General features: G+C 57.7%; 23 protein-coding genes. 20 read left to right on the plus strand and 3 right to left on the minus strand.

Annotated elements, in window-relative coordinates; genetic code table 11:
• Positions 1-390: 390 nt before the first annotated feature.
• Complete coding sequence (locus LIO98_RS00400) at positions 391-981, minus strand: recombinase family protein (RefSeq protein ID WP_291952332.1); 591 nt, start codon at positions 979-981, stop codon at positions 391-393.
• Between the two features lie 418 nt (positions 982-1,399).
• Here LIO98_RS00400 and LIO98_RS00405 point away from each other — a divergent pair, with 418 nt between their 5' ends.
• The 5 genes from LIO98_RS00405 to LIO98_RS00425 are packed head-to-tail and all read left to right on the plus strand — an operon-like array spanning position 1,400 to position 4,887.
• On the plus strand, positions 1,400-1,948 hold the full coding sequence (locus LIO98_RS00405; protein WP_291952333.1) for an XRE family transcriptional regulator: 549 nt from the start codon (positions 1,400-1,402) through the stop codon (positions 1,946-1,948).
• A 30-nt stretch (positions 1,949-1,978) separates the two neighbouring features.
• On the plus strand, positions 1,979-2,506 hold the full coding sequence (locus LIO98_RS00410; protein WP_291952334.1) for a hypothetical protein: 528 nt from the start codon (positions 1,979-1,981) through the stop codon (positions 2,504-2,506).
• Between the two features lie 27 nt (positions 2,507-2,533).
• Positions 2,534-3,913 carry a sodium:solute symporter family protein gene (locus LIO98_RS00415; protein WP_291952335.1) on the plus strand — a complete coding sequence of 460 codons (1,380 nt, stop codon included), beginning with the start codon at positions 2,534-2,536 and terminating at the stop codon, positions 3,911-3,913.
• A gap of 29 nt (positions 3,914-3,942) precedes the next feature.
• On the plus strand, positions 3,943-4,689 hold the full coding sequence (locus LIO98_RS00420; RefSeq protein WP_291952336.1) for a M14 family metallopeptidase: 747 nt from the start codon (positions 3,943-3,945) through the stop codon (positions 4,687-4,689).
• A 15-nt stretch (positions 4,690-4,704) separates the two neighbouring features.
• Complete coding sequence (locus LIO98_RS00425) at positions 4,705-4,887, plus strand: hypothetical protein (RefSeq protein WP_291952337.1); 183 nt, start codon at positions 4,705-4,707, stop codon at positions 4,885-4,887.
• A gap of 108 nt (positions 4,888-4,995) precedes the next feature.
• On the opposite strand, the gene cysS is transcribed toward LIO98_RS00425, so the two are convergent.
• Positions 4,996-6,402, minus strand: a complete 1,407-nt coding sequence (gene cysS / locus LIO98_RS00430) for a cysteine--tRNA ligase (protein WP_291952338.1) — start codon at positions 6,400-6,402, stop codon at positions 4,996-4,998.
• A 105-nt stretch (positions 6,403-6,507) separates the two neighbouring features.
• Between cysS and LIO98_RS00435 the strand changes: the two genes are divergently transcribed.
• The 12 genes from LIO98_RS00435 to guaB all read left to right on the plus strand — a co-directional run bounded on the left by LIO98_RS00435 (position 6,508) and on the right by guaB (position 19,754).
• Positions 6,508-8,010: an excinuclease ABC subunit UvrC gene (locus tag LIO98_RS00435; RefSeq protein ID WP_363303756.1), complete on the plus strand. Its 1,503-nt coding sequence runs from the start codon at positions 6,508-6,510 to the stop codon at positions 8,008-8,010.
• On the plus strand, positions 7,985-9,079 hold the full coding sequence (gene ribD, locus LIO98_RS00440; protein ID WP_291952340.1) for a bifunctional diaminohydroxyphosphoribosylaminopyrimidine deaminase/5-amino-6-(5-phosphoribosylamino)uracil reductase RibD: 1,095 nt from the start codon (positions 7,985-7,987) through the stop codon (positions 9,077-9,079). The genes LIO98_RS00435 and ribD overlap by 26 nt, the downstream gene beginning before the upstream one ends.
• Positions 9,061-9,726, plus strand: coding sequence for a riboflavin synthase (locus LIO98_RS00445; protein WP_291952341.1), 666 nt, complete (start codon positions 9,061-9,063; stop codon positions 9,724-9,726). Before ribD ends, LIO98_RS00445 begins: the two co-directional genes overlap by 19 nt.
• The gene (locus tag LIO98_RS00450) at positions 9,713-11,002 is read left to right on the plus strand and encodes a bifunctional 3,4-dihydroxy-2-butanone-4-phosphate synthase/GTP cyclohydrolase II (RefSeq protein WP_291952342.1); all 1,290 of its coding nucleotides are present in this window, start codon (positions 9,713-9,715) and stop codon (positions 11,000-11,002) included. Before LIO98_RS00445 ends, LIO98_RS00450 begins: the two co-directional genes overlap by 14 nt.
• Before the next feature lie 72 nt (positions 11,003-11,074).
• The gene (ribE, locus tag LIO98_RS00455) at positions 11,075-11,560 is read left to right on the plus strand and encodes a 6,7-dimethyl-8-ribityllumazine synthase (RefSeq protein ID WP_291952343.1); all 486 of its coding nucleotides are present in this window, start codon (positions 11,075-11,077) and stop codon (positions 11,558-11,560) included.
• Positions 11,560-12,834 carry a serine--tRNA ligase gene (serS, locus tag LIO98_RS00460; RefSeq protein ID WP_291952344.1) on the plus strand — a complete coding sequence of 425 codons (1,275 nt, stop codon included), beginning with the start codon at positions 11,560-11,562 and terminating at the stop codon, positions 12,832-12,834. Before ribE ends, serS begins: the two co-directional genes overlap by 1 nt.
• 265 nt (positions 12,835-13,099) lie before the next feature.
• Complete coding sequence (locus tag LIO98_RS00465; protein ID WP_291952345.1) at positions 13,100-14,851, plus strand: WecB/TagA/CpsF family glycosyltransferase; 1,752 nt, start codon at positions 13,100-13,102, stop codon at positions 14,849-14,851.
• A 66-nt stretch (positions 14,852-14,917) separates the two neighbouring features.
• Positions 14,918-15,229 (plus strand): YbaB/EbfC family nucleoid-associated protein, encoded by a 312-nt coding sequence (locus LIO98_RS00470; RefSeq protein WP_066745176.1) that lies wholly within the window; start codon positions 14,918-14,920, stop codon positions 15,227-15,229.
• Between the two features lie 9 nt (positions 15,230-15,238).
• A complete protein-coding gene (gene recR / locus LIO98_RS00475; protein WP_291952346.1) occupies positions 15,239-15,838 on the plus strand; it encodes a recombination mediator RecR in 600 nt (199 codons plus the stop codon).
• Between the two features lie 71 nt (positions 15,839-15,909).
• Positions 15,910-17,058: a TRAM domain-containing protein gene (locus LIO98_RS00480; protein WP_291952347.1), complete on the plus strand. Its 1,149-nt coding sequence runs from the start codon at positions 15,910-15,912 to the stop codon at positions 17,056-17,058.
• 3 nt (positions 17,059-17,061) lie between these two features.
• The gene (gene ispF, locus LIO98_RS00485) at positions 17,062-18,243 is read left to right on the plus strand and encodes a 2-C-methyl-D-erythritol 2,4-cyclodiphosphate synthase (RefSeq protein ID WP_291952348.1); all 1,182 of its coding nucleotides are present in this window, start codon (positions 17,062-17,064) and stop codon (positions 18,241-18,243) included.
• Between the two features lie 29 nt (positions 18,244-18,272).
• Positions 18,273-19,754, plus strand: a complete 1,482-nt coding sequence (guaB, locus tag LIO98_RS00490; RefSeq protein WP_291952349.1) for an IMP dehydrogenase — start codon at positions 18,273-18,275, stop codon at positions 19,752-19,754.
• A 72-nt stretch (positions 19,755-19,826) separates the two neighbouring features.
• Here guaB and LIO98_RS00495 read toward each other — a convergent pair whose 3' ends face one another.
• Positions 19,827-22,796: an AAA family ATPase gene (locus LIO98_RS00495; protein ID WP_291952350.1), complete on the minus strand. Its 2,970-nt coding sequence runs from the start codon at positions 22,794-22,796 to the stop codon at positions 19,827-19,829.
• 272 nt (positions 22,797-23,068) lie between these two features.
• On the opposite strand from LIO98_RS00495, the gene LIO98_RS00500 reads away from it, so the two are divergent.
• From LIO98_RS00500 to LIO98_RS00510, 3 genes are read left to right on the plus strand one after another with little or no spacing between them, the layout of a single operon-like run.
• Positions 23,069-23,536, plus strand: coding sequence for a hypothetical protein (locus LIO98_RS00500; protein ID WP_291952351.1), 468 nt, complete (start codon positions 23,069-23,071; stop codon positions 23,534-23,536).
• Positions 23,537-23,539: 3 nt separating this feature from the next.
• Positions 23,540-24,349 (plus strand): aromatic amino acid lyase, encoded by an 810-nt coding sequence (locus tag LIO98_RS00505; protein WP_291952363.1) that lies wholly within the window; start codon positions 23,540-23,542, stop codon positions 24,347-24,349.
• A gap of 15 nt (positions 24,350-24,364) precedes the next feature.
• Entirely contained in the window at positions 24,365-25,471 is a 1,107-nt protein-coding gene (locus LIO98_RS00510) for an aromatic amino acid ammonia-lyase (protein WP_291952352.1), read from the plus strand.
• The last annotated feature ends 4 nt before the right edge of the window (positions 25,472-25,475 follow it).

Here is a 25,475-nt window from a genome sequence, read left to right on the forward strand (position 1 = left end):
GCCGTTCTCCTTTAACACGGAGACGGCGTTTTCATAGGCTGTCCGGTTATGCTCAAACAGGTCGATCATGACGTCGTTTCCTCTCCCAACACTGCAAAACTTCCCTTTTAGGTTCCTGTACGGATGCGGCTGCTGCCTTTATTAAAATTGGCATATCACAGACTTTGTCTTATTTAGATATTGCAGAGAGATAAAAATTGAATTATTTGAAACTATTTAGTTGCGGCTAAAAAAGTGTACCTTTTTATCCGGATAGTTATTGACTTTTATATGGATTCGTTGTATTAATATTGAGACGCAGGATGAGGGAATTTGGCTTTTTTAGGGAGATAATATTGAATATTTGAGTGTGGCGAAAAAGGTACGCCTTTTTCGCCACGTTTCTATTTTTTAGCAGTTGGAAGCCCAGCGTTTGAATGTCATATGGTTGATTTTTAGGCGCCGCGCGGCTGATCTGGCGGAGATTTCTCCGTTTTCCCAGGCGGCCTTGACCGCCGCGAACTCCGGCGGATGGTCCTTTGGGCGGCGTCCGAGGTTGGCGCCCCGCGCTCTCGCCGCTGCGATTCCTTCGGCCTGCCGCTGCCGGATAAATTTACGCTCTGTCTCCGCCACGTAGCTGAGCAGCTGCAGTACGATGTCGGCGATCAGGACGCCGGTGAGGTCGCGGTTCTGCCGCGTATCCAGGAGCGGCATGTCCAGAACGACGATCGCGGCCTCTTTTTCTTTCGTCAGTATTCGCCACTGTTCCAATATTTCATGATAATTGCGTCCCAGCCGGTCGATGCTTTTGATTATCAGAATGTCTCCCCGTTTCAGTTTTTTCATCAGCTTCTTGTAGCCCTGCCGCTCAAAATCCTTGCCCGACTGCTTGTCCAAGATGATGTTTTCTGCGGGCACTCCGTATTCCAGCATCGCCGTCCGCTGTCTCTCCTCGTTTTGCTCCTTTGATGAGACCCGTATGTATGCGTATTGATTTCCCATCCGCCACTCCTCCGATAAATAAATAGTTCTGCGTTATTTTTTGACTTTACAAGGGAGAAAGTCTTTCACACACTATCATGTCAGCATTACTTTGTGTTTGTCTTTCTGGGGCATGCTTCTACCAATGACCGGTGGTTTTTAAAAGGGTGATTTTCCTGTTTCTTGGTTAAAATGGCAGTTGGTAATGCCTTTTAGTAATACGCGCTTTATTTCCGATTTTATATTATTTAAGAAAATATGACGGCCATATGGCCCTCTTATATGTGCCTGTCGGTGTGCGGCAATCTAATAAAATTAGGAGCAATATCTTCGCGGTACGTTGAATCTTTTTGACTTGACACAAGAAAAAATAATGCTATATTGTTTTTATTTCCTAATATGAAAATTTTCATGTTGGGAAAATAAAAGGAGCGGTCTTATGCACTTTGGAGAGACGATAAAATGCCACAGAAAAGAGAACGGCTGGACCCTCAAAGAGCTTTCTGAGAGATGTGGGTTGTCGGTGGCGCAGCTTTCAAAGCTGGAGAATGAAAAATCCAGCGCGAGTATCGAAAGCCTGCGAAAACTGGCTAACGTCTTTCGGATACCTCTTTCGTCTATCACTCTAACGGAGTCGGAGCAAAAGCTGAGTCCGGTGCTGGACGGCGAAGGGTTTATCGTCAGGTGGTGCAGAAGGGGGGATGATAATGTCACTGTAAGGTATTTGACGCTCAACAGGGAGGCCAGGATGCAGCCGATGATCGTTACGATCCCGGCCGGTATGGATACCGGTGCCTCAAAATCCCATCCCGGCGACGAGTTTTTTTACGTGCTGGATGGCAGGGTGCGTTTCTTTTACGGAGATGAGGCCTTTGATGTGAAAAGGGGCGATTTTATATATTATAACGGTCTTTTTCAGCACCATTGGCAGAATCTGTCCGATACTGAGGCACGTATCATGACCTGTAACGACCCGCCAGTAATGTAGCAGAAAATATGAGAGGACGCGATTTGTCTTATGTGTACCGATAGGATCAACGAATATATGGAAAAAATCGCGCTGGACGCCCCCGTGTTGCCGGAATATCTGGCGAGCGCGGTCGCCGGAGCGATAAAAGACAGGGCTTTGCTTTTTTATTTCACCTGGAAGACGCTGCAGGATATGCACCCCGAGATAGACGCTGACGCCGTGATGGCGGAGGCCTCGCGCAGGCTTGGCGAGTATAAGGCGCCGAATCTCGGGAAGGTAGAAGACGCGGAAGAGGCGGTGCTGAATCAGACCTCCAAAGCGGGAATGCTTGCCTTTGATCAGGAGATAACCAAGCTTACGCCGGAGGAGTCGATAAAGGTCATACGCCGCTGCCCCCATATTGAAGCCTTTGAAGAGCTGGGATGCTCCAGGGAGGAGCGGATAAAGCTCTGCACCAAGCTGCTTATGCCCCTTGACTTCGCGCTTCTGGCCCCCTACGAAAAGGTCCGCCTTGAATTCCCCAAAAACCTTGCCGCGGACGATGTCTGTGTAATGTGTACCAAGACCGCTGAATAACAATTACCCTTTGGAGGTTTTTTTGCTATGTATTTGGCAGCTATTCTTATATATCTTTTTGCGCTTCTCGCCGTCGGGGCCTGGCTCGCCAGAAGAGTCAAGGACTCGAAGAGCTTTCTGGTCGCCGACAGGGCGCTCCCGTGGTATGTCAGCACCGGTACGATCGTCGCCACCTTTATGGGCGCCGGTTCGCTCATCGGCGCGGCGGGGCTGGCCTACAAAGTCGGCCTCTCCGCGATGTGGATGGACATCGGCGGCATTCTGGCAATTGTGGCGCTGGCCTTTATCGCCGGACGTATCCGCCGTTTTGAGGGGCTGACCACTCCCGAGATACTCGGCGTCCGCTTCAACGAACCGACCCGCCTCGTGGCCACGCTGATCATTATCGCGGCGGAGACGGCGATCGTCGGTTATCAGATACGCGCGGGCGCCTATGTTCTCAAACTCGTCGCCGGCGTCGAGAGCGGCACGGGGATGATCATCACGGCGGCCTTTATCATCGGTTATACCATGTTTGCGGGGATGCTCTCCGTGGCCTATACTGACCTTATTCAGGGTGTGACGATCATCCTGGCGCTTCTCATCGGCGCGCCCTACGTGATCGAGGCCGCCGGCGGAATGTCAACGGTGGCCGCCACGCTGCCTCCCGAGAGGCTCAGCCTTCTTGGCAGTTCGTTCCGCGACGCAATGAAGGTGCTCTTCCCGACCTTCTGTCTCGTCTTCGTCATGCAGCCGATATGGCAGCGCATCTTCTCCTGCAGGGATGAGAAGACATGCCGTATCGCCGTTTCGGCCAGCGTTCCCGCGCTGATATTCCTCGTGGCGATACTGGCCTTTACAGCGACGATCGGCGCCGTGGTCCTGCCCAACCTGGAGGACGGCGGCACGGTGATCATCGCGCTGGCGGCCCACACGCTGCCCCCGGCGATCGGCGTGATCATGCTCTGCGCCGCCGTGGCGGTGATCGTCTCCACGGGAGACTCGATGCTGCTATCCGCCTCCTCGAACATCATCAACGACATCTATCTGCGCTATATCAATCCAAAGGCGGAAGAGAAACGCATCCTTTTATATACGCGCCTCGTCGTGCTCTGCCTGGGCATCCTCGCGCTGATACAGATACAGTACTTCCCGTCGATACTGGCGATGGTCATCTACGCCTATACGATGGAGGGCGGACTGGCTCCGGCCCTTATCGCGGCCTTCTATTGGAAACGGGCCACGCCGATTGCCGGACTGGTCTGCGTACTCTCCGCGGGCGTGACGACCGTCGCTTGGGAGGCCATGGGCATGCCCTTCGGCATCGACACCTTGTTTATGACGATCCTGGTTTCCACGGCGCTGCTTATCGTCGTCAGCTATGTGACGCCGGCTCCGACAGATCAGCAGCTGAGCAGCTTTAAATAGAGATCATTTGTCGAAAGAGGGGACCCAAAATGGGAGAAAAAAAGACTGAGATCATACGTTTTGATACGCCGTGCGGGAAAGAGCTCTTTTTCCCTGTAGCCACCGTGACCGGCAGCAATCCCGGCCCGTCGGCGGTCATCACGGCCGGCGTGCACGGCTGCGAATACCCGGGGATAGTCTCCGCGATAAGACTTTTCAAGGAGCTGACGCCGGAAGATGTCAACGGCAGCGTTAAGATTGTGACCATAACGAGTACCGCGGCCTTTGAGGAGAGGAGCATGTTCGTCACTCCTTATGACAGGGTGAACCCCAACCGGGTTTTTCCGGGCAGGGCCGACGGCAGCTACAGCGAGGTGCTGACCTACAGGGCGATGGAGCTGATCGCCGGCGCCGATTATCATATGGATCTCCACGGCGGTGATATGGTGGAGGATCTCGACCCGTTCTCGATATACCACAGGGGCGATTCCAAGGAGCTTAACGATCTTTTGTATGAGATCACCCATTACTATGGCCTGCCCAATGTGGTCGTCACCGAGAAGGGCGGACTGTGGCCCGACGACGGCACCACATACGCTAACGTCTCGGAGCGGCTGCACATACCCTCGGCGATCGTTGAGGTGGGGGCGATGGGGGTGCTTGACGAACCTTCGGTGGAGAAGCACCTTTTCGGCTTGAAGAACGTCCTGCGGAAGTTCGGAACGCTGAAGGGCGAAGTTTCCCCGGTCACGCCGCCTGAGATATTTGAGAACATGGCGTGGGTATACACCGGGTAGAAGGGTATTTTCTACATGAACGTCAAGGTCGGCGATTATGTTAAAAATGGAGATACCATCGGCGTACTTGAGGATTATTTCGGTAATTACCTGGAGACCGTGGCCTCTCCCGTGGACGGCAAAGCCCTCTTCCTTACTGGAAATCCGGCGATGAAGGAGCACGGTCTCGTCGCGGGGATCGGCGTATCGGAGAAATAGGGTAATCGTAATATTGAGATAAAGAGGAGAGGGTCGCTGTTTCACCGCGTCCCTCTCCTCTTTTATCTATTACTGATGTCTCCCTGCCGTTGGCGTTTCCGTCCCAGCCTAGAGAGTCTTTTTCCAGCGCGGCCCCTGCGGGGTGTCCTCGATCACGATCCCTTTGGCCGCGAGCAGATCGCGGATCTCGTCGGAGCGTTTGAAGTTTTTCGCTTTGCGCGCCTCGGTGCGCTCCGCCAAGAGCGCGTCGATCTCGGCGTCGCCGTCCTCCTCCAGCTTTTCTTCAGAAAGGTAGCCAAGTATTTCATCGGTTCTCTCGAAGAAGGCCTTCGCCTCGGTCAGCGCCTCTTTGTCTATCTCCTGATGTTCGGTCAGGTGGACGTTGATCGCGCGCACCATCTCAAAGATACAGCCGACGGCCCCCGCGGTGTTGAAATCGTCGTCCATCGCGGCGGTGAAACCCTCTTCCGCGGCCTTTACCGCCGCGCGCAGAGTCTCGTCGGCCTCGCCGGCAGCCCTGTTGTCGAGCGCGAAGAGCATGTCCGCGTAGCAGTTATGGAGCCTCTCGAGCGCCGCCTTTGCCTGTTCGAGCCCCTCCTGTGAGAAGTTGAGCGGCGAACGGTAATGGACGCTCATAAGGAAGAAACGCAGCACCAACGGGTTGACCTTCTGGCGCACGTCGCGAACGGTGAGGAAGTTGCCAAGCGACTTTGACATCTTCTCCTTGTCGATGAGCAGATAGGCGTTGTGGAGCCAATACCTGACAAACTGGGCCTCGTTGGCGCACTCGGACTGCGCAATCTCGTTTTCATGGTGGGGGAAGATGAGGTCGCTGCCGCCGCCGTGGATGTCTATCGTCTTGCCGAGATACTTAGTCGACATCGCGCTGCATTCGATATGCCAGCCGGGGCGGCCTGGGCCCCAGGGACTCTCCCATGCCGGTTCTCCTGGCTTCGCAGCCTTCCAGAGCGCGAAGTCGAGCGGCTGCTGTTTGCGTTCGTCGACGTCGATGCGCGCCCCGGAGAGCAGCTCGTCGATGCTCTGCTTGGAGAGTTTGCCGTACTCATTGAAGCTCGCAACGTTGAAGTAGACGTCGCCATCGACCTCATAAGCATGCCCCTTTTCGATGAGCGTCTCGATGATCTCTATGATCGCCGCGATCTCGTGCGTGGCGCGCGGGTTGACCGTCGCGCGGCGGATGCCGAGGGCGTCGGCGTCCTTGTAGTATTCGGCGATGAAGCGTTCGGCGAGTTCGGCGACCGTGATGCCGTCCTCGTTGGCGCGCTTTATCATCTTATCGTCGATGTCGGTGAAGTTCTGTACATACTTTACCTCGTAGCCGAGACTTTCGAGATAACGCCTGAAGACGTCGAACATCACGAAGGGTCTCGCGTTCCCTATATGGAAAAAATTATAGACCGTCGGTCCGCAGACGTAGAAACGGACCCTGCCCTCTTCGAGCGGGACAAATTTTTCCTTTGTTCTGGTTAAATCGTTATATACTGCCAATGCCACCTTTAAGCACCTCCGCGTTACTTCTTACACATTATTGTGATATCCTATACCATGTGGTGGCGTACTGCAATCACAGAAAGGATTAAATTTTTGAATAAAGATGAATTGATAAAATTTGTAAAGGGTTTTCCCGACAAGCCCGGCGTCTACCTCATGCGCGACGGCCATGGGGAGATCATATATATCGGCAAGGCAAAATCCCTTAAGAAGAGGGTCTCATCCTACTTTCGCCACAGCAACTTCGCCTCGCCGCGGCTGCGCAAGCTCGTCGCGACGATACGCGATATCTCGACGATGCGCACCGAGAGCGAGATAGAGGCGCTGATACTGGAAAACAGGCTTATAAAGCTCTATCAGCCCTTTTTTAACGTGGACCTCAAGATGAATGAGCGTTACGCCTACATAAAGATAACCGTGGAGAAGTACCCGCGTATCGTGGTCACGCGCATCAAGCTCGACGACGGGGCGGTCTATATCGGCCCCTATGTCCGCGTGCAGGAGGTGCGCGCCCTGCTGCGGCTCGTGGAGCGCTATCTGCCTCTGCGCTCGTGCAAGAGCGAATTAGCGCGTCCGGTGAACGGCAGGCCCTGTATGAAGTACTCTCTGGGCCGCTGTCTCGCGCCCTGCTGCGGCCTCTGTTCGGAGCACGAGTACCGCGACCGCGTCGCCGACGTTGTGCTGCTTTTGCAGGGGCAGGGGGCGGAGCTTATCGAAAGGCTGCGCCGCCGCATGGACAGGGCGGCGCGCGAGATGCGCTTTGAGGAGGCGGCGCACCTGCGCGATACGATCCGCGCGATATGGCGCGTCAGCCGTCAGCAGCATACGATGCCGGATATCCCCTCGGGGCAGGATAATTTCTTCGAGGTGCTGAACGCGATGCAAAAGGCCTTTGAGCTGCCGATCCTCCCCTGGCGTATTGACGGCTTTGATATTTCGCACAGCGCGGGGGAGTACACCGTCGGCGTCGCCGTGGTCTTTGAGCAGGGATATCCGAACCCCTCGCTGTACAGAAAGTTTAATATCAAAACGGTGGAGGGGATCGACGACTTCCGTTCGATGCGGGAGACGCTGACGCGCCGCTACAGCCGCTGCCTCGAAGGGCAGGAGCCGCTGCCGCAGCTGATTCTGATCGACGGCGGACCCGTGCAGCTTGACTTTGCGATGCAGGCCCTGGACGGCCTCGGCATCCACAACATCCCGATAATTTCGCTTGCGAAAGAGTTCGAGGAGGTCTATCTTCCAAACCGCAAGGAGCCGATACGTCTGGACCACACCGACCCGGTGCTGCGTCTGCTCCAGCATGTGCGCGACGAGTCGCACCGTTTCGCGATAACCTCGCACCGGACGCGGCGCGCCCAGAGCTTCAAACGGAGCAAAATAGAAGAGGTCTCCGGCATCGGCAAGGCGAAAGCCGCGATGCTCATCACGAAGTTTGGCAGCGTGAGGGCGATACGGGATCTCCCCGCCGAGGAGCTGGCCGCCGCGCCGGGAATCGGACCGGCGCTGGCTAAGAGGATACTGGCAAAGCTGAACGAAGACGGCGATGATAATATAAATAACATGCAGGGGGAGGAAACTGCGGATGCCGCTGCCAAAGAGCAAAATTGACGAATATTATATGAACTGTGCGCTGGAGCTGGCGCGCAACGGACGCCGGTGCAGCCCCAACCCGCGCGTCGGCTGCGTCGTCGTGCGCGGCGGCGAGATAATCGGGCGCGGCTGGCACGATATATGCGGCGGCCCGCACGCAGAGGTGGAGGCGGTCCGCGACGCGGGCGGAGACATCGCGGAGGCGGAGGTCTATGTGACGCTCGAACCCTGCTCGCATTACGGCAAAACGCCGCCCTGTGCCGATATGCTCGTGGAGCACAGGCCAAAGCACGTCGTTGCGGGGATGACCGACCCGAATCCGCGGGTCGCTGGCCGTGGGCTGGAGAAGCTCAGGGCCGCCGGTATCGAGGTGAAGAGCGGCGTACTTGAGAACGAGTGCAAATGGATGAACAGAGGCTTTATCAGACGTATGTCGCAGGGCCGTCCGTGGGTGACGGTGAAGTGCGCCGCCTCGCTTGACGGCAGGGTGGCGCTGGCAAACGGAGAGAGCCGGTGGGTAACGGGGACGGAGGCCCGCGTCTGCGTACACCGGATGCGGGCGGAGAATGACGCCGTGCTTACGGGCGTGGGCACGGTCATCGCCGACGACCCGCTGCTTACGGTGCGCGACGCGCCGGGAGAGACGCCGCTGCGCGTGATCCTTGACCGTGAGCTGCGCACGCCGCCGGAGTCAAAGATACTGGCAGGCAGCGTGGTGATCTTCACGACGGAGGCCGCGCCGGAGGAGAGGATTCACGCTCTCACCGCGGCGGGAGCCGTCGTGGTGAGCATATCGAATGGCGTGCCCTTCCTCGGCGAAGCGCTGAAAAGGCTCTGCGCGATGAATGTGAACTATCTGATGGTCGAGGCGGGATCGGGCGTTACCTCCGCCTTCATAAAAGAGGGGCTCTGCGACGAACTGACGTTGTTCCTCGCGCCAAAGCTCATGGGGCGCGGCCTCTCATATACGGACGGGCTGGAGTTTTCCTCAATGGCGGAGGTTCCGCGGCTGAGGGAGATAAAATATACAAATTGCGGAGAAGATCTGCTGATAAGGGGTGTTTTTGAATGTTCACCGGACTTATAGAGACGATCGGCACGGTTGTTTCGGTCATGCCGTCGGGCGAGGTGGTGGAGCTGACGGTCCAGGCTCCAGCGATCGCCTCCGAGCTGAGGCTCGGCGATTCTGTATCGCTCTCGGGCGCCTGCAACACCGTGACCTTCTTCGACGCCAATTCGTTTAAGGTGCAGATGATGCCGGAGACGCAGGCCCGCACCAAGCTGGGGCGCCTGAAGACTGGCTCTCCCGTCAACCTTGAGCGCGCGATGCGGCTGGACTCGCGGCTGGACGGGCATCTCGTCGCGGGCCATGTGGACGGTATGGCGAACGTCTCCAAAATAGAGTCGCTGGATAAGACAAAAAAGATATACTTCTCCGCGCCGGAGGAGATACTCGCGGGGATCGTGGAGAAGGGCTCCGTCACGATAGACGGCGTGAGCCTCACCGTGATCGACGCCGAGAGGGATTTCTTCTCCGTCGGCGTGATCCCGACGACTCTCGCGGAGACGACGCTCAAAGATCTGAAGGCGGGCGACGTCGTTAACATTGAGACCGATATGATCGGCAAGTATATAAAAAAATACCTGGAGGCGGCATTCCGTGAAAAAAACGGCGGCGAAAAGATGAAAAATTCGCTGACTTGGGATAAACTTACTGAGTATGGCTGGAACTGACGGAGTTGTCTCCGACATTGGAGGGGAAAAGATGTTCAATACGATAGAAGAAGCGATCGCCGACATTCAGGCGGGCAGGATGGTGGTCGTCGTCGACGACGAAAACCGCGAGAACGAGGGAGACCTCGTGATGGCGGCGGACCACTGTCGAACGGAAGATATAAATTACATGATAAACAAGGCGCGCGGGCTTGTCTGCGTGCCGCTGTCTTGTCAGCAGGCACAGTGGCTCGAACTCATGCCTATGGTCGAACACAACACGGACGCGCACGGTACGGCCTTCACCGTCTCCGTAGACCACCTGAGGGGCACGACGACCGGCATCTCGGCGGAGGAGCGCGCCTTCACGGCTCGCTCGCTTGCGCAGCCGGAGTCGCTGGCGGGGGATTTCCGCCGCCCTGGGCATATATTCCCGCTTATCGCGCGTCCCGGAGGCGTTTTGCAGCGCGCCGGGCACACGGAGGCGGCGGTGGATCTCACGCGTCTCGCGGGGCTTCATCCCGCCGGCGTCATCTGCGAGATAATGAACGACGACGGCAGCATGGCGCGTCTGCCGCAGCTTGTGGAGTTCGCGAAAAAAGAGGGGCTGAAGATAGTCTCGGTGGAGGAGCTCATCCGCTACCGCGTCATCCGCGAGAAATTCGTTAAAAAAGAGGTCGCCGTCCATATGCCAACGCAGTGGGGGGACTTTACCTGCCACGTATATACGAGCCCCTATGGAGATAACCCCGGAGCAGTCCATCTGGCGCTTGTGAAGGGGGACCTCTCCGGCGACGAGCCGGTGCTCACGCGGGTCCATTCGGAGTGCTTCACGGGAGACCTGCTCGGCTCGCTGCGCTGCGACTGCGGTCCGCAGCTGCATACCGCGATGTCGATGATCGAGAGGGAGGGGCGCGGCGTGCTGCTCTATCTGCGCCAGGAGGGACGCGGCATCGGCCTGCTCGCGAAGCTCAAGGCATACGACCTTCAGGACAAGGGACTCGACACCGTCGAGGCGAATCTTGCCCTCGGCTTCGCGCCCGACCAGCGCGACTATGGCGTCGGGGCGCAGATACTGGCCGATCTGGGGCTTAAAAAGCTGCGTCTGATGACGAACAACCCCGTCAAGATAACGGGACTCGCGGGCTACGGCCTTGAGATCACAGAGCGCGTGCCGATAGAGATCGCGCCGAACCCCTACAATGAACGCTATATGAACACGAAGATCTGCAAGATGGGGCACATGCTCAACAACGAACGGGAGTACGGCTGCAAAGACTGCGCCATGCACAAGTGATCCGCCGCCCACCGGCTGGCGGGGAAATTAATAAAATTTTAATAAAAATATTTTTTACGGGAGGAATTTTTAATGCGCATCATTCAGGGAGATATGATTGGCAGCGGTCTGCGGTTTGCGATAATCGGCTCACGTTTCAACGAACTGATCACCTCGAAGCTGATCGACGGAGCCAAGGACGCGCTTACGCGCCACGGGGTAAGCTATCAGGATATAGACCTCTATTGGACCCCAGGCGCCTGGGAGCAGCCGGTAGTGGCGAAGGAGATCGCGCTTCTCGGCAAATATGACGCTATTATCACGCTCGGCGCCGTTATCCGCGGCGACACCACCCATCACGAATATGTGGCGGGTGAGGCGGCGAAGGGGCTCGCCCATGTCGGGCTTGAACACCGCGTGCCGGTGGCCTTCGGCATCCTCACCTGCGATAACCTCGAGCAGGCTCTCATGCGCTCCGGCAGCAAGGCGGGCAACAAGGGAGCCGAGGCGGCGCTGGCCGCCCTTGAGACGGCGAAGCTGATGAGCGAGATACGCGGAATGGGGGAGGCGCGGGATTAATGCTTGATACGAAATGGGTCCGCGAACACTATGACGAACTGGCGGAGATGCTTGCTTCGCGCAATAACGCCTTTCCGCTCGACCGTTACAAGGAGCTTGACGAGGAGCGCCGCAAGGTACTTCTTGAGGTAGAGAAGCTCAAGGAGCGCCGCAACGCCGGCTCCAAAGAGGTCGGCGTCAAGAAAAAGGCCGGCGAGGATACCGAGGCTCTGCAGAATGAGATCCGCGAGCTCGGCGAAGAGATAAAGAAGTTCGACGACAAGGCGAACGAGATAGAGAGCGAACTTGACGAGCTCGCGCTGCGTATCCCGAACCGCCCGCACGCGAGCGTGCCTAAGGGCAAAGACGAGAACGACAATATAGAGATGCGCCGCTGGGGAACTCCGCGCGAATTCGACTTCGAGCCGAAGCCGCACTGGGATCTCGGCGAGGCGCTGGGGATCATGGACTTCGACCGCGGCGTTAAGATCGCCGAGAGCCGCTTCACGGTGCTCAAGGGCGCAGGAGCGCGTCTCGAACGCGGACTGATGGACTTTATGCTCGACCTGCACACGACGCAGCACGGTTTCACCGAGGTCGCGCCGCCTGCGCTCGTCAACTCAAAGACGATGACCGGCACGGGGCAGCTTCCGAAGTTTGCCGACGACCTTTACCGCTGTCTCAACGACGACCTTTGGCTTATCCCAACCGCCGAGGTTCCACTGATGAACCTGCACTCGGGAGAGACCTTCAAGGAGTCCGACCTGCCGAAATACTTCTGCGCCTTCACGCCCTGCTTCCGCCGCGAGGCGGGCAGCTACGGCCGCGATATGCGCGGGATGCTGCGTCAGCACCAGTTCGACAAAGTCGAGATGGTGAAGCTATCGACGCCTGAGAAGAGCTACGACGAGCTGGAGCACATGACGAACTGCGCGGAAAAGGTCCTGCAGCTTCTCGGCATTCCCTATCGCGTGATCGTCCTCTGCACCGGCGATATGGGCTTCGGCGCCGCCAAGACCTATGACATCGAGGTATGGCTGCCCTCGCAGAATACCTACCGCGAGATCAGCTCCTGCAGCAACTGCGAAGACTTCCAGGCGCGCCGTATGGGAATAAAGTACAAACCGGCCGACGGCGGCAAGGCGCGCTTCATCCACACGCTGAATGGCTCCGGCCTCGCGATCGGCCGCACGCTGATCGCGCTCATGGAGAACTATCAGAACGCCGACGGTTCGATAACGATACCGGAGGTGCTGCGCCCCTATGTCGGAGGTCTTGAGAGGGTTTCACGGTAGCGTGAAAATAAAATTATCATAAAAAGGGGCCGCAAGAGAAATTTTATCTTGCGGCTTCCCTGTTTTATGATACGATATATAGAAGCACGCCGGTTATAGGGACGCCTGGTGTAATTGCCGTCTGCGGTGTGGAAAATTAGGAAAATTTATTTCTCAGTCATAATCAGTGCGGCAGGCGTACGGCGGGTTATATATAGTTTTTATTGGCTTTTTATTACGGTTATGACGGTTTTATCTTTTTATGTGACGGGAGCAGGGTTTTATTATGTTTAACAGCTCGTATGGAACGACGGTGATCATGGTCGCGATGGTCGCTTTGATCTGTATCTCGATACAGAAGTTTTTTAAAAAGTACCTTGAAAGCGACCAATACTACTATCTAAAAGATATAACGCTGGTGGGGGCGTGGGCTCTCTGCGGCATCTGGATGCCGGATGGCCCGCTGCGTATCACCGTCGCCGCCGGCGTCGCCTCGGCTTGCATCGGATTCTGTCAGCGGGCGACGAAGGGCAAAAATCTGTGTTTCCTTTATTTTCTCGTCGGCCTCGTCTTTTCTCTCTTCGGGCCGCGCATTGCCTTTATTGAATTCGCCAACGGAGAATACTATTACCTCTCGTACTTCGCCTCGGTCGCCATCAGCACCCTCTGGGTGGGGATATTCCCAATCTTCTTCCAGGAGATCGACGAAATACCGGGGCTCTGCGGCCTGCTGCTCACCGTGAGCTGGACGATGATCTCGGTCGTCATCCTCTCCTCTTCGCAGAGCCTTCACGACGCCTCGCAAATCTGTATGATCGGGCTCGTGCTGCTGCTCGTCTTCTGGAGCCGCCACATCTATGCCTACCGCCGGCTCACCGAGCCGCTCACAGGGCTTTGGGGCACGCTCTTCGCGGGGCTCTCGATCCTCGGCGTCAGCAAGGGGATAACCTTCTATACCCTCGCGCTGCTGCCGCTGGGCTTTTTCGCCCTGCCGATAACCGAGACTTCCATGGGGGTCATCAGCGCCGCCCTCTCCCCGCGCCCTACAGGAAACCTCATTCTCTACCGAAAACTCATCACGCGCGGCCATACGCACCCGGTCGCGATATATCTCGTTGTCACGGTCTGCGCCGTCCTTGGCTGCCTCGTCTCCGCGATCCAGCTCGGGATGCCGGACTTCCTCTATCTTCTGGCCGCCGTCGGCGGCATATCCGGGGTGATATGGGTGGTCTACACATTCAAATACAAGCGGGCGAAGATGAACGGCGAGTGCCGGAAGCCGGGACTCTGGGGAGTCACCGTCGACAACATCTCGCTCAACTACGCTCTTACTAAGGTTCAGCACTGGATAAAGACCGAACGTACGCCGCATATCATCGTTACCCCCGACGCGCTCGCGGCGCTGCGCAGCCGCACAGACGAAAACTACCGGCGCATAGTGCGCGGCGCGGGGCTTGTCCTGCCGGACGGCGCGGGGCTAATCGGCGCGCTTAAGCTTATCGGGACCCCTATACAGGAACGCATCCCTGGTGTAGAATTCACCGAACATCTTTGCCGCCGCGCCGCCTACGAGGGCTGGCGCGTCTGGATGCTCGGCGGAGCCCCCGGAGTAGCAGAAACGGCGGCGGAGAGACTCGCTGAGAAATTCCCCGGCCTTACGGTCTCCGGTACCTGCGACGGCTTCTTCAAACCTGAGGATACGGACGGTGTCTGCGCCGCGATACGCGGAGCGGAGACGGATATCCTTTTTGTTGGGCTCGGCGTGCCGAAACAGGAATACTGGCTTGAGGAATACCTCGGCAAGACCGGCGCTGTCGTCGGCATGGGGATCGGCGGCAGCATGGACGTCATCTCCGGCAGGCTGACGCGCGCGCCGAAGATATGGCAGAAGGTCGGCATGGAGTGGCTTTACCGCGTGATACAGGAGCCGTGGCGCTGGCGCAGGCTCACGAAGCTGCCGCTCTTCGTCTGGTATCTCGTTCTGACGTATCTGCATATCGACGGCTATAAAAATGACGATATAAAGGTCGATAAGTAGTTTATCCGTGAATTTAGCGATAAAGTGTGCTATTTTATAGTAGAAATTGAAAGGATTGATCCGTAAATGAAGATGGATAAGATAATCAAACAGGCTCAGAGAATGCAGGCGCAGATGGCGCTTGCGCAGGAGGAGCTGCAGAATGCGGTCCTTGAGGGCGCGGCGGGCGGCGGCGCCGTGAAGGCGACGGCCAACGGCCACGGCGATATCCTCTCCATCACGATAGATAAAGAGGTTGTGAATCCAGACGATGTGGAGATGCTTGAGGATCTCGTGCTTGGCGCCGTCAAAGAGGCGATCTCGAAATCGAAGGAGCTCTCAAACGACAAGATGAACTCTGTGACCGGCGGCATGGGCGGCTTACCAGGACTTATGTAGGGGCCGTAATTGTCTCTTCCAGGTCCCGTCCAGAAACTGATAAAACAGTGGAGCAAGCTGCCGGGCGTCGGTGAAAAAACGGCGCGCCGAATGGTCTTTCATCTGCTCAGGCAGGAGCCGGGGCAGATAAAAGATTTTGGAAACGCGATCATCGCGCTGACGGAGAACATCCGCCGCTGCAGCGTCTGCGGCGCGATCACGGATGTCGACCCCTGTCCCATCTGTACCGATCCGATGAGGAACAGGAAGCTGCTTTGTATCGTGGAAAGCGAAGAAGACTGCGTCGCGATGGAGCAGGCGGGGATATTCAACGGCATATATCACGTTCTCGGCGGCAGGCTTTCGCCGCTCGACGACGAGGAGATACCGGAGGAGAGCATCGAACGCATGCGGCGGCGCGTCGAAGAGGGTGGAATAGAGGAGATAATCCTCGCCACCGCCCCGCGTATAGAGGGAGACCTCACGGCCTACGCGATACAGGAGGCGCTTGAGGGTCTGCCGGTGAAGATATCCCGCCTCTCCTACGGGCTTCCCGTGGGGGGCAGCATCGGTTTTGCGGACCGTGTGACGCTGCATATGGCGATGGAGTCCAGAAAGGAGATGAGCTGATTTCGTAAAAACAGTGGAGTATGTTTCGCACAATAACGGACTGAAGAAATTTTTAGAGAGGAGGAAAAGAAATGCGTCATGACATGGAACTTTCAAAAGTGATGAAAAGACTGGTTACCGCGGTGATGGTTTTTATCTGCGGCGCGGCCGGCTATCAGTTTTCTCTGCTGATACTCAAGGAAAACTGGTGGCCCTCGATGTCCCTTATCCACCCGATAGGGACCAGCGTTTTTATCGTACTGTTGTCAGCAGCTTGCGGCTTTATTCTTGCACCTTTGTTCTGGTGGGCATTAATAAAATTCGGACAGTTTTTCGAATCCAAAATACAGAATGTAAGTGTGTCGGATCTGATCGTAAGCATGATAGGGCTGATACTGGGGTTGCTTCTGGCAAACCTGATCGCGATACCCCTCGCGAAGATCCCCGGAGGTGTCGGCGTCTATATCGCCGTGCTTCTCAACGTGGCCCTCGGCTATTGGGGGCTGCGCTTCTTCGCCAAACGCGGCGACGATTTCTGGAATATGCTGACGAACATTGACCTCAAGTCGAAGCTCACGCGTTCTAAGAAAAAGGGCGTCGACGGGGTGATCGAGGATATCGTCGGGCCGCAGGCCGTTGTCTCCTATCCGAAGGTGCTCGACACCAGCGCGATAATCGACGGGCGTATTCTCGACGTCGCCCAGACGGGATTCCTGGAGGGTACGATCGTGCTGCCGCGCTTTATACTCGCGGAGCTGCAGGGGGTTGCAGATTCCACCGATTCGCTGCGCCGCACGCGCGGACGCCGCGGGCTCTCCGTCGTCACCGAGCTTCAAAAGGTAAAGGGGCTGACGATCGAGATACCGGAGATGTCGCTGCGGGATCTCGGACGCGATAAGGTCGACGAGGCGCTTGTCGTGCTCGCGCGCCAGCTGAGCGGCAAAGTCATCGCTACGGACTACAACCTTAACCAGGTGGCTCAGATAGAGGGCGTCGACGTGCTCAACGTCAACGACCTCGCGAATTCCCTGAAACCGATGCTGCTTCCTGGCGAGAAGGTCGAGATAGACATCATCCGCCTGGGCAAAGAGAATCATCAGGGCATCGGTTATCTCGACGACGGCACGATGCTCGTCGTGGAAGACGGCTACCGCCACGTCGGCGAGCGCGTGAAGGTCACGGTGACCTCCATGCTTCAGACCTCGGCTGGCAGGATGGTCTTCGGCCGCATCCATCCTTAGCTGATGGACGCTCCGCGCTGGTCATTCCTGATAGCGGCCGGGGGCTCCGGAAAAAGGCTCGGCGGCGAGCCGAAACAGTTTCGCGAACTGTTGGGGAAGCCGCTGTGGAGATGGTCATGGGCGGCTGCCGAGGGACTGCGCCGCCGCGGAGAGATAGAGGATATCGTCCTTGTGGTGCCGCGCGAATATGAGGCGGAGATACGCAGGGAGACGGAAGATATAGAGCTCACGGTGACATGCGGAGGGGCGACGCGCTCCGAATCCGTGGTCAAAGGGCTCATGAAATGCAGCGGGTCACACGTGCTTGTTCACGATGGGGCCCGCCCTTTTATAACCCCGGACCTATGCCGCCGGCTGATGGCCGCCGCGGAGGGATGCGGGGCGATACCGCTGCTGCCCTCCGTCGATTCGCTGAAGAAGATAGAGGATGAAAAGATATCCTGCGCTGACCGAAGCCTCTACTTCCGCACCCAAACGCCGCAGGCCTTTGAGCGCGCGCGGCTCATCAGAGTGATCGAAGAGGGAGGCCTTGAAGGGACCGACGAGGCCGCCGCCTGGCTCGCGGCGGGGGAGAGGCTCGCCTATGTGATGGGCGAAGAGAAGAATTTTAAGGTGACGACGCCGTTTGATTGGGAGATGGCTTGCGCTTTGACCGAAAGGGCTATTGAAAAAAGGACGGGACACGGTTATGATATCCACCAACTCGTCGAGGGGCGTCCGCTGGTAATCGCGGGCATCCGTCTTGAGGGAGAAAAATTCGGCCTGCTTGGCCATTCCGACGCAGACCTTGTGACGCATACGGTGATGGACGCGCTGCTGGGCGCGGCGGGCGAGCCGGACATCGGCACGCTCTTTCCCGCCTCGGATGAACGGTGGCGCGGCGCGGACAGTGTGACGCTGCTTCACAGCGTACTCGCGCTGCTCTCGTCGAAGGGCTGGCGCGTCGAGTGGGTGGACGTGACGCTCAACGCCCAGCGGCCTCGCATGGGACATCTCGTGCCCCGCTTCATCGAGAAGATGAACGGCGAGCTTGGCGGCGGAGAAGAGAAACGACTCTTCAATATGAAGATAAAATCGGCAGAAAACTGCGGCAGCGCTGGCAGAGGTGAGTGTATGATATGCCACGGAGTGGCGACCATCTCACGGCTCCTTCCTTTCGAGGCCGCGGTAAAAATAGATAGATAATAATTAAAAAACGGAGGCCTTTTGAAAACATGGGTGATAACAGAAAAAACAAGTTTGTTGAATATCAGGGCTTTACATTTGACGACGTGCTTCTGGTTCCGGGCTACAGCGAAGTGGTGCCGGCCAAAGTCGACGTCTCGACAAGACTGACGCCTCAGATCGACCTTAACATCCCGATATGCAGCGCCGCGATGGACACCGTCACCGAGGCGCGCCTCGCGATCGCGCTGGCGCGCGAGGGCGGCATCGGCATTATGCACCGTAACCTCCCGATCGAGAAGCAGGCAATCGAGGTTGATAAGGTAAAACGCTCAGAGTCGGGCGTCATCGTCGACCCCTTTTACCGTCACCCCTCCGACTCTGTGCGCGAGGCCGTCGCCCTTATGGAACACTATCATATATCGGGCGTGCCGGTTGTCGACGACCAGATCCGCCTAGTAGGCATCATCACCAACCGTGATCTGCGTTTCGTGACGAACCTCGACCAGCCGATATCCAACGTCATGACGAAGGAACACCTGATAACGGCGCCGATGGGAACGACGCTCGACGACGCGAAGAACATCCTCATGGGCTCGAAGGTGGAGAAGCTCCCCATCGTAGATAAGGACAACAAACTTAAGGGACTCATCACGATAAAGGATATCCTCAAGGCGAAGGCCTTCCCCAACGCCACAAAAGATTCTCACGGACGCCTGCGCGCCGGCGCGGCTATCGGCGTCGGCAGCGACGCTAAAGACCGGGCGGCGGCGCTTGTGAAGGCCGGCGTCGACGTTATCATCGTCGATACGGCGCACGGCCATTCAAAGATGGTCATTGACATGGTCAGAGACCTCCGCGCCCTCTACCCCGACCTGCCGCTCATCGGCGGCAACATCGCCACCGCGGCGGCGGCGGAGGCGCTTATAGACGCGGGCGCCGACGGCGTGAAGGTCGGTATCGGCCCCGGCTCGATCTGCACGACGAGGATCGTCGCCGGTATCGGCGTGCCTCAGGTCGCGGCGGTGATGAACGTCTCCGAAGCCGCTCACAGGCGCGGCAAGACCGTGGTCGCCGACGGCGGCATCCGCTACTCGGGTGATATCGTCAAAGCGCTCGCGGCGGGCGGCGACGTCGTTATGATCGGCTCACTCTTCGCCGGAACCGAGGAGAGCCCGGGAGAGGCCGTCATCTACAAGGGACGCTCCTTCAAGAGCTACCGCGGCATGGGGTCGCTCGGCGCGATGAAGGGCGGCTGCAGCAAAGACCGTTACTTCCAGGAGGGCACTACGGAGGATAAGCTCGTCCCCGAAGGCATAGAGGGCATGGTTCCCCACAAGGGGCCCATCTCGGGGGTCATTTACCAGATGGTCGGCGGTATCCGCGCCGGTATGGGCTACGTCGGCGCGCCGACGCTCGAACGGCTCCACGAAGAGTCGCAGTTTGTACAGGTGACGGCCGCCTCGATGAAGGAGAGCCATCCGCACGACGTGGTCATTACAAAGGAAGCCCCTAACTACTGGGCGGAATAAAAATTTTAAAAGAAAACGAAATCGGGCCGTCCCTGTACAGGGGCGGCCTGATTTTTAAATGTTGCTTTTATCTTATCCGCCGAGGCCGAACTTTTTCCTTATCCAGTCGGCGCGCAGCGGGAAACCGTTCTCCTCATACTGCTTTGCCGCCGCCAGGGCGTCGCCGGAAAAATCCCCGCCGCTCAGTCGCGCCGTCCAGGCCTTAGCCAGGTTATGGGCGGCGATCCAATCGCGTTTCGCGATCAGGCGCAGAAGCAGCTCCGAGTTCTCAAGCACCTTGCGCGCGCCCTCAAAATCGCCGCGCTCCGCGTCGGCGATAGCCTTGGTACTGTACAGTATCGATCCGCAGCGGCCGCCGCGGCAGCTTTCAAAGAGAGCCGCCGCCCTGTCTATGTGGGAGAAGAGCCCTTCCATATTACCCACGTCAAGCGCGACGTTCGCGGCGGCGGTGTGAAAGTAGCTTCTTCCCCAATAAAGGTTCATCGCCTCGCACTGCCGCGTACATTCGGAGAGCTGTGCCGCCGCCCGCTCGAGGTCGCCGGTCCTCTCGTAGATCTCCCCGAGGTAGCACTTGGCGACGAGCATTCCGAGGGTGTATCTCCTGCCGGTCAGCTGCATCTGCTCAAAGAGCCTGACGGAGTGAAGGAATATCTTTTCCGCCGCCACGTAATTCCCCCTCATCATGTAACCCATGCCGATGAAACGCACCGCCGTGGCGAAATAGTGCGGCGCGGGAGCCTCTTTGGCGAGGCGCAGCAATTCGCGGGAGACCTTAATCAGTTTGTCCGCCTCTTCGATTTGGAGGTACATATAGGCGTAATGTTTGAGGCAGTGCATGTGAGTCTCGGTAAAGCCGTACTGTTTCGAGATCTGTATCGCCTCGTCCGTATAGAGCTTCGCCCCGGTGTACTCTCCCCAGCTGATGCGGTAACCGCCGGCCAGCTCGAAGCATGAGGCCTCCAGCTGCGCGTACTCCCTCTCCGTGAGCGCCTCGGAGCCCCTTAGCTCGTCCAATATGGAGATGGCATGCTCCACCTTCCTGTCCGTCTCTTCGCGGCTGCTGAATGGTATGGAGCATGAGAGGAACAGGCGGTCGGAGAGCATGGGAAAGAGATCGTGGTTGAGCGTGATATCGAAGATGAGCTCACGCAGATACTGTTTCAGCTCCAGCACCCGCTCTCCAGCCTTCGCGTAATGGTGGCTCAGCATCGCGCTGAGCGCGGGGTCCCAGTGCTGGGGCAGATATCTCTTGTTGAGCGCGGCGGCGGCGCGGCGGTGCAGCTCGCGGCGCCGCGCCGCGGGGATAGAGTCGTAGACGCATTCACGCAGTTTGAGATGGGTAAATTCCCAGACGGCGCCGCCGGACTCCTCGCGTTCGCGGATGAGGCCTTTGGAGATGAGCAGCTCCGCGGCGGCCAATGTCTCTTCTATCGGTATCAGCGTTATCTCGGAGATGATCTCCGAGGCTCCGCCGACGCATACGGCGACCGCGTTCAGCACGTCGCGCTCGCGCTGGTCCAGCTCTCCCATGCGCTCGATCATGAGGCCGCCGAGCCCCTTCGTGCAGTCGGAGCCGGGATTTTCCCTCAGAGTACGCAGTATCTCAAAGAGCATGAGCGGCACTCCCTCGCTTTCGCGGACAAAATACGAGAGGCCGCGTTCACGGATCGTACTTTCGGGAAGCAGGCTGCGGCTTATATATATTATCTCTTCGTCGCGGAAGGGCGTCAGCTCCACCTCGGTGATCGCGCGTCCGCTCTTTGCCTGCCGGAGCATCGCCATCGTCATCCGAGCTGACTCCGGCCGCCCGGAGATGATTATATCCGCCCACGGCGCGCAGGAGAGAAAGGCGCAGAGGAGTTCGATGGAGCGCGTATCAAACCAGTGGATGTCCTCGAAGACCATCGCGACGGGCCTGTTTTTCGCAATAACGGCAATAAGGTCGGCGATCATCGCGCCGAGCGCGACGGGATTTATCTCCGTCATGCTGGAAATGTTGGCGTTGAAGGAGAGTCCCTCGTCTTTGATGAATCCAGGCGATATCCCCGCCAGCATCGAGGCGGTCCTCTTATCGGGTGCGGCTCCCTCCCTGTCCAGAAGAAGACGCAGCTCCCGGAGGATGTTGTTCCATGAGGAATAGGCGTAGTTACCGCCGATGGCCGTGGCCTTGGTGGAGAGCACGGAGATATCATTCTCCGGCATCGCTGAGAGAAGCTCGTTTATGAGAGTTGATTTTCCAATACCGGCCTCGCCGTGTATGAAAAGCAGGCAGGGGGCGCTGTCTGCGAGTTTCTCCGAGAGCAGCGCAAGCTCCCGCTCCCGGCACCAGAATCTTTGCTGTCCCTCTTTTTTACCGCGGCGTCCGACGATCTTCGCGTAATATTTCTTTGCCCTCTCCGAGGGGGTGATGGCCAGCTTGGAGCTGAGCAGGGACGAATAGCTCTGGAAGAGTTCCGCGGCTCGTCTGTCCTGGCCCATATTTGAATATAGCTCCATCAGCTCCAGCACGGAGTCCTCGTCAAAGGGATCCAGCCTGAGGAGGGCGGCCAGCGATTCGCCGAGCGCCTCGTTGTTCTGCGCCTCATAGGCCGCTTCAATGCGTTTTTTTATCAGCTCGATGAGCCCTTCCCTGATATTGTCTCTTGCGGCCTCCAGCCATTCGCTGAAGGCGGGGGAATTCAATGAAGATAATCCTTTGAGCAGAGTAGCGTAGACAGCGGACGGAATCGGTATTTTGGGGTCAACGACGGCGCCGAGTCCTCTGATATCGTCATCAAAGGGACGGATCGTAACGGTTCGCCTGTCTACGTCAAGCGCCTCCGGAATGATGTTGTTTATCAGATATAGGGCGTTCCTGAGGTTTGCCGAGGCCTGCGACTCGTTTTTATCGTACCAGAATACGGCCTTCAGTTCGTCACGCGTCACCTCTTTGTTCAGCGCGATATAGTACAGCAGCGCCTCCGCCTTATGGAGCTTGAACGTGATCTTTTTCCCCTCATATTCGATCAAACTGTTTCCAAGCAGCGATATCTTTAATTTCACACCTTCGCCCTCTTCCGTTTCCACAATTATTTAAATTATATCAGGATAATAGTGCGGCGTAAAAACATATGCCACGCGGCCTCATGTTTTTTTGTAAAACTTTGACGTTTGATTGACGGGGCGAGGGTAAAATGTAAACGGACAGAAAAGTGTGTAAATTCAGCCTAATGTTAATAAAAAATAGAGTCTGGCCCGTCTGCGCCGTCCGTTTTTGCTCTGCCGCGGCAGAGCAGGCGGCGGGGCGGCGGGATATATAAAAGGGGGACACTGCTATGCAAAATTGTCTTGAAACGATCGTATCTTCCGGATTTACGCCAAAGTCCGTGCAGCAGGCGGCGGCGAAATCACGGCCTCCGCGCCGCAGGACTGAGGGATTTTCTTTCAGCGAAGCGAAGAAGATGCTTGATCTCTCCTGCTCCGTACTGCCGCTCGAGGCGGCGAAGCGCGTCATATCTCTTCTTTATTTTGAAGCTCTTATATGCAATGAAAACAGACTGGCCGCCGCGCTGGAAAAGATGCTGGGCGCGGATGAAGCGCCGTCGCTCCACTACGAGACAAATTCCGAGGAGCTGCTGCTGGCGGAGCTTTTTGGACATCTGTCCTCCGCGGGAGCTCTCCCTGAAGATTGGGAGTTTGCCGCGAAGAGCCGCTGCGTAGCCAACGGCATCGCGTGGTACGCCGTATCCAAGGCCCATGAGTATATGAAGGTCGCGGACGTCACCGTGGCCCTCAACCTGTAGGCGATCCGCGGCGAGCTTGGAGCATTTGACGACCGTCTCTCTTCGGTCGCGCGTCCCTTCCCGGGGCAGATAGATTGCGCGTCGAATGTGCGCCGTCTTGTCGAGGGCAGCCGGATGGCCACGGACGAGGGGCGCTGCGCCTTCGGTTACGATACCCATCCGCGCGTGCAGGACGCGATCTGCGTCCGCGCCACGCCGCAGATGCACGGCGGCGCGAGAGACGTTTGCTACTTTGCCGAAGATGTGGTGGAGAGGGCGCTACTGGACGGCGGCAGCGGCTACAGCGCCGAATACGCGATTGACGGTCTGGAGACGGCTATTGCCGATCTGGCGCACATCTGCGAACGCCGCACCTTCCGGCTCAACGACAGCCGTCTCTCGTACGGCCTGCCGATGAACCTCACTCACGGCGCTACGGGGCTTAACCACGGCTTTCCCGTGGTGCAGTCGAACCAGGCGGCTCTGGTCGCCGAACTGAAACTGCTCGTGCTGCCCAGCGCCGTCGTGAAGGCTCCCGGCGAATGCGCCGCCTATTACGCGGCCTGCAAGATGCTGCGGGCGCTGCCGCTTTTGGCCAAGGTGATGGCGATAGAGCTGCTGATGGCCTGCCAGGGGATGGATATCGTCAAAGAGAAGCTCCCTGAGTTTTCCTTTGGCAGGGGAACGGCGGCCGCGAAAGATAAGGTGCGCGAAAAGATCGCGATGATGACCGAGAACCGCTTTGTCTCGCCGGACATGAACGAGGCTGATCGTTTCATTACAAGCGGCGAAGTTTTGAAAGCCGTCGAAGAAACCGTCGGCGGGCTCAGATAGAGGGGAGCGGCTACGATGAGTATTTACCATATAGATGGAAACAGTCTTACACTTGAGATGATCGGCCGGATAATGGCCGATAAAGAGGCGCGGGTCGCTCTCTCCGACGAGGCCTCGGCGCGCTGCCGCGCCTCGCGCGCCCAGATCGACCGCTGGATGGAGAGGGACGCCCCGGTAGTCTACGGCGTCAACACTGGCCTTGGCAACCTCAAAGACGTGGTGGTGCCGCCTGAAAAACATATCGAATGGAACAAAACCCTGCCCTATCCGCACGCCGCGGGTATGGGGGAATATCTGCCGCCCGTGGTGATGCTGACCTCGCTGCTGCTGCGCGCCAACGTGCTTGCGCGCGGTTACAGCGGCGTGCGCCCCGAGCTTATTGAGAGGATACTCTCCATATATAACGCCAAGGTCGCGCCCGCCGTGCACAGCGAGGGCTCGACGGGGCTCTCCGACCTGGGGCCGCTCGCGCAGAATGTGATGACGGTAGCGGGGCTGGACGAGGCGAAGGCCTACTATCGCGGAAATCTTCTCCCCTCGCGCGAGGCGCTGCGCCTTGCGGGACTGGCGGAGAGCTTTACGCTTGAATGCAAAGAGGTCCTCGCGCAGATGAACGGTTCGACGATGACGCAGGCGATCGCCGTGCTTGCCTTCCTGCGCTTTGAGGAGCTGGCGTCGGGGATCGAGGCGCGTCTTTCCTCTGGTGGGGAGCTGCCTGAGTTCTATGAGGGCTGCCGCGAGGTCATAGGCTTCACGAAGGGTGTTCTTAACAGGGAAAACAATATCTCCTGCGACAACCCGCTGCTCTTTGAACTGCCCGAGGGCGGCTATGAGGCGGTTATGGGCTGTAACTGCAGCAATACGCAGGTCGGCTACGCGATGGACATGATGAACACCGTCCTTGCCGAGCTGGCGAACAGCCTCTATGAAAAGGCTGGAGGCGGCCTTGCGAAGAGCGAGGCGCGCCACCTGCTGAATAAGATCAAGACCTGCGCGATGCAGGTGAGTGCCGATTCCATACCGACAAAGGGCGGTCAGGAGGACCATGTGGAATTCAGCTTCACCGCCGCCCGTAAGTTTTACTACGCCGTAGAGCTGACGGGAAAACTCCTGGCGCTCTGATCGC

Origin of the sequence: Cloacibacillus sp. (assembly GCF_020860125.1) — a bacterium.
In the GTDB taxonomy this organism is placed as follows: Bacteria; Synergistota; Synergistia; order Synergistales; family Synergistaceae; genus Cloacibacillus.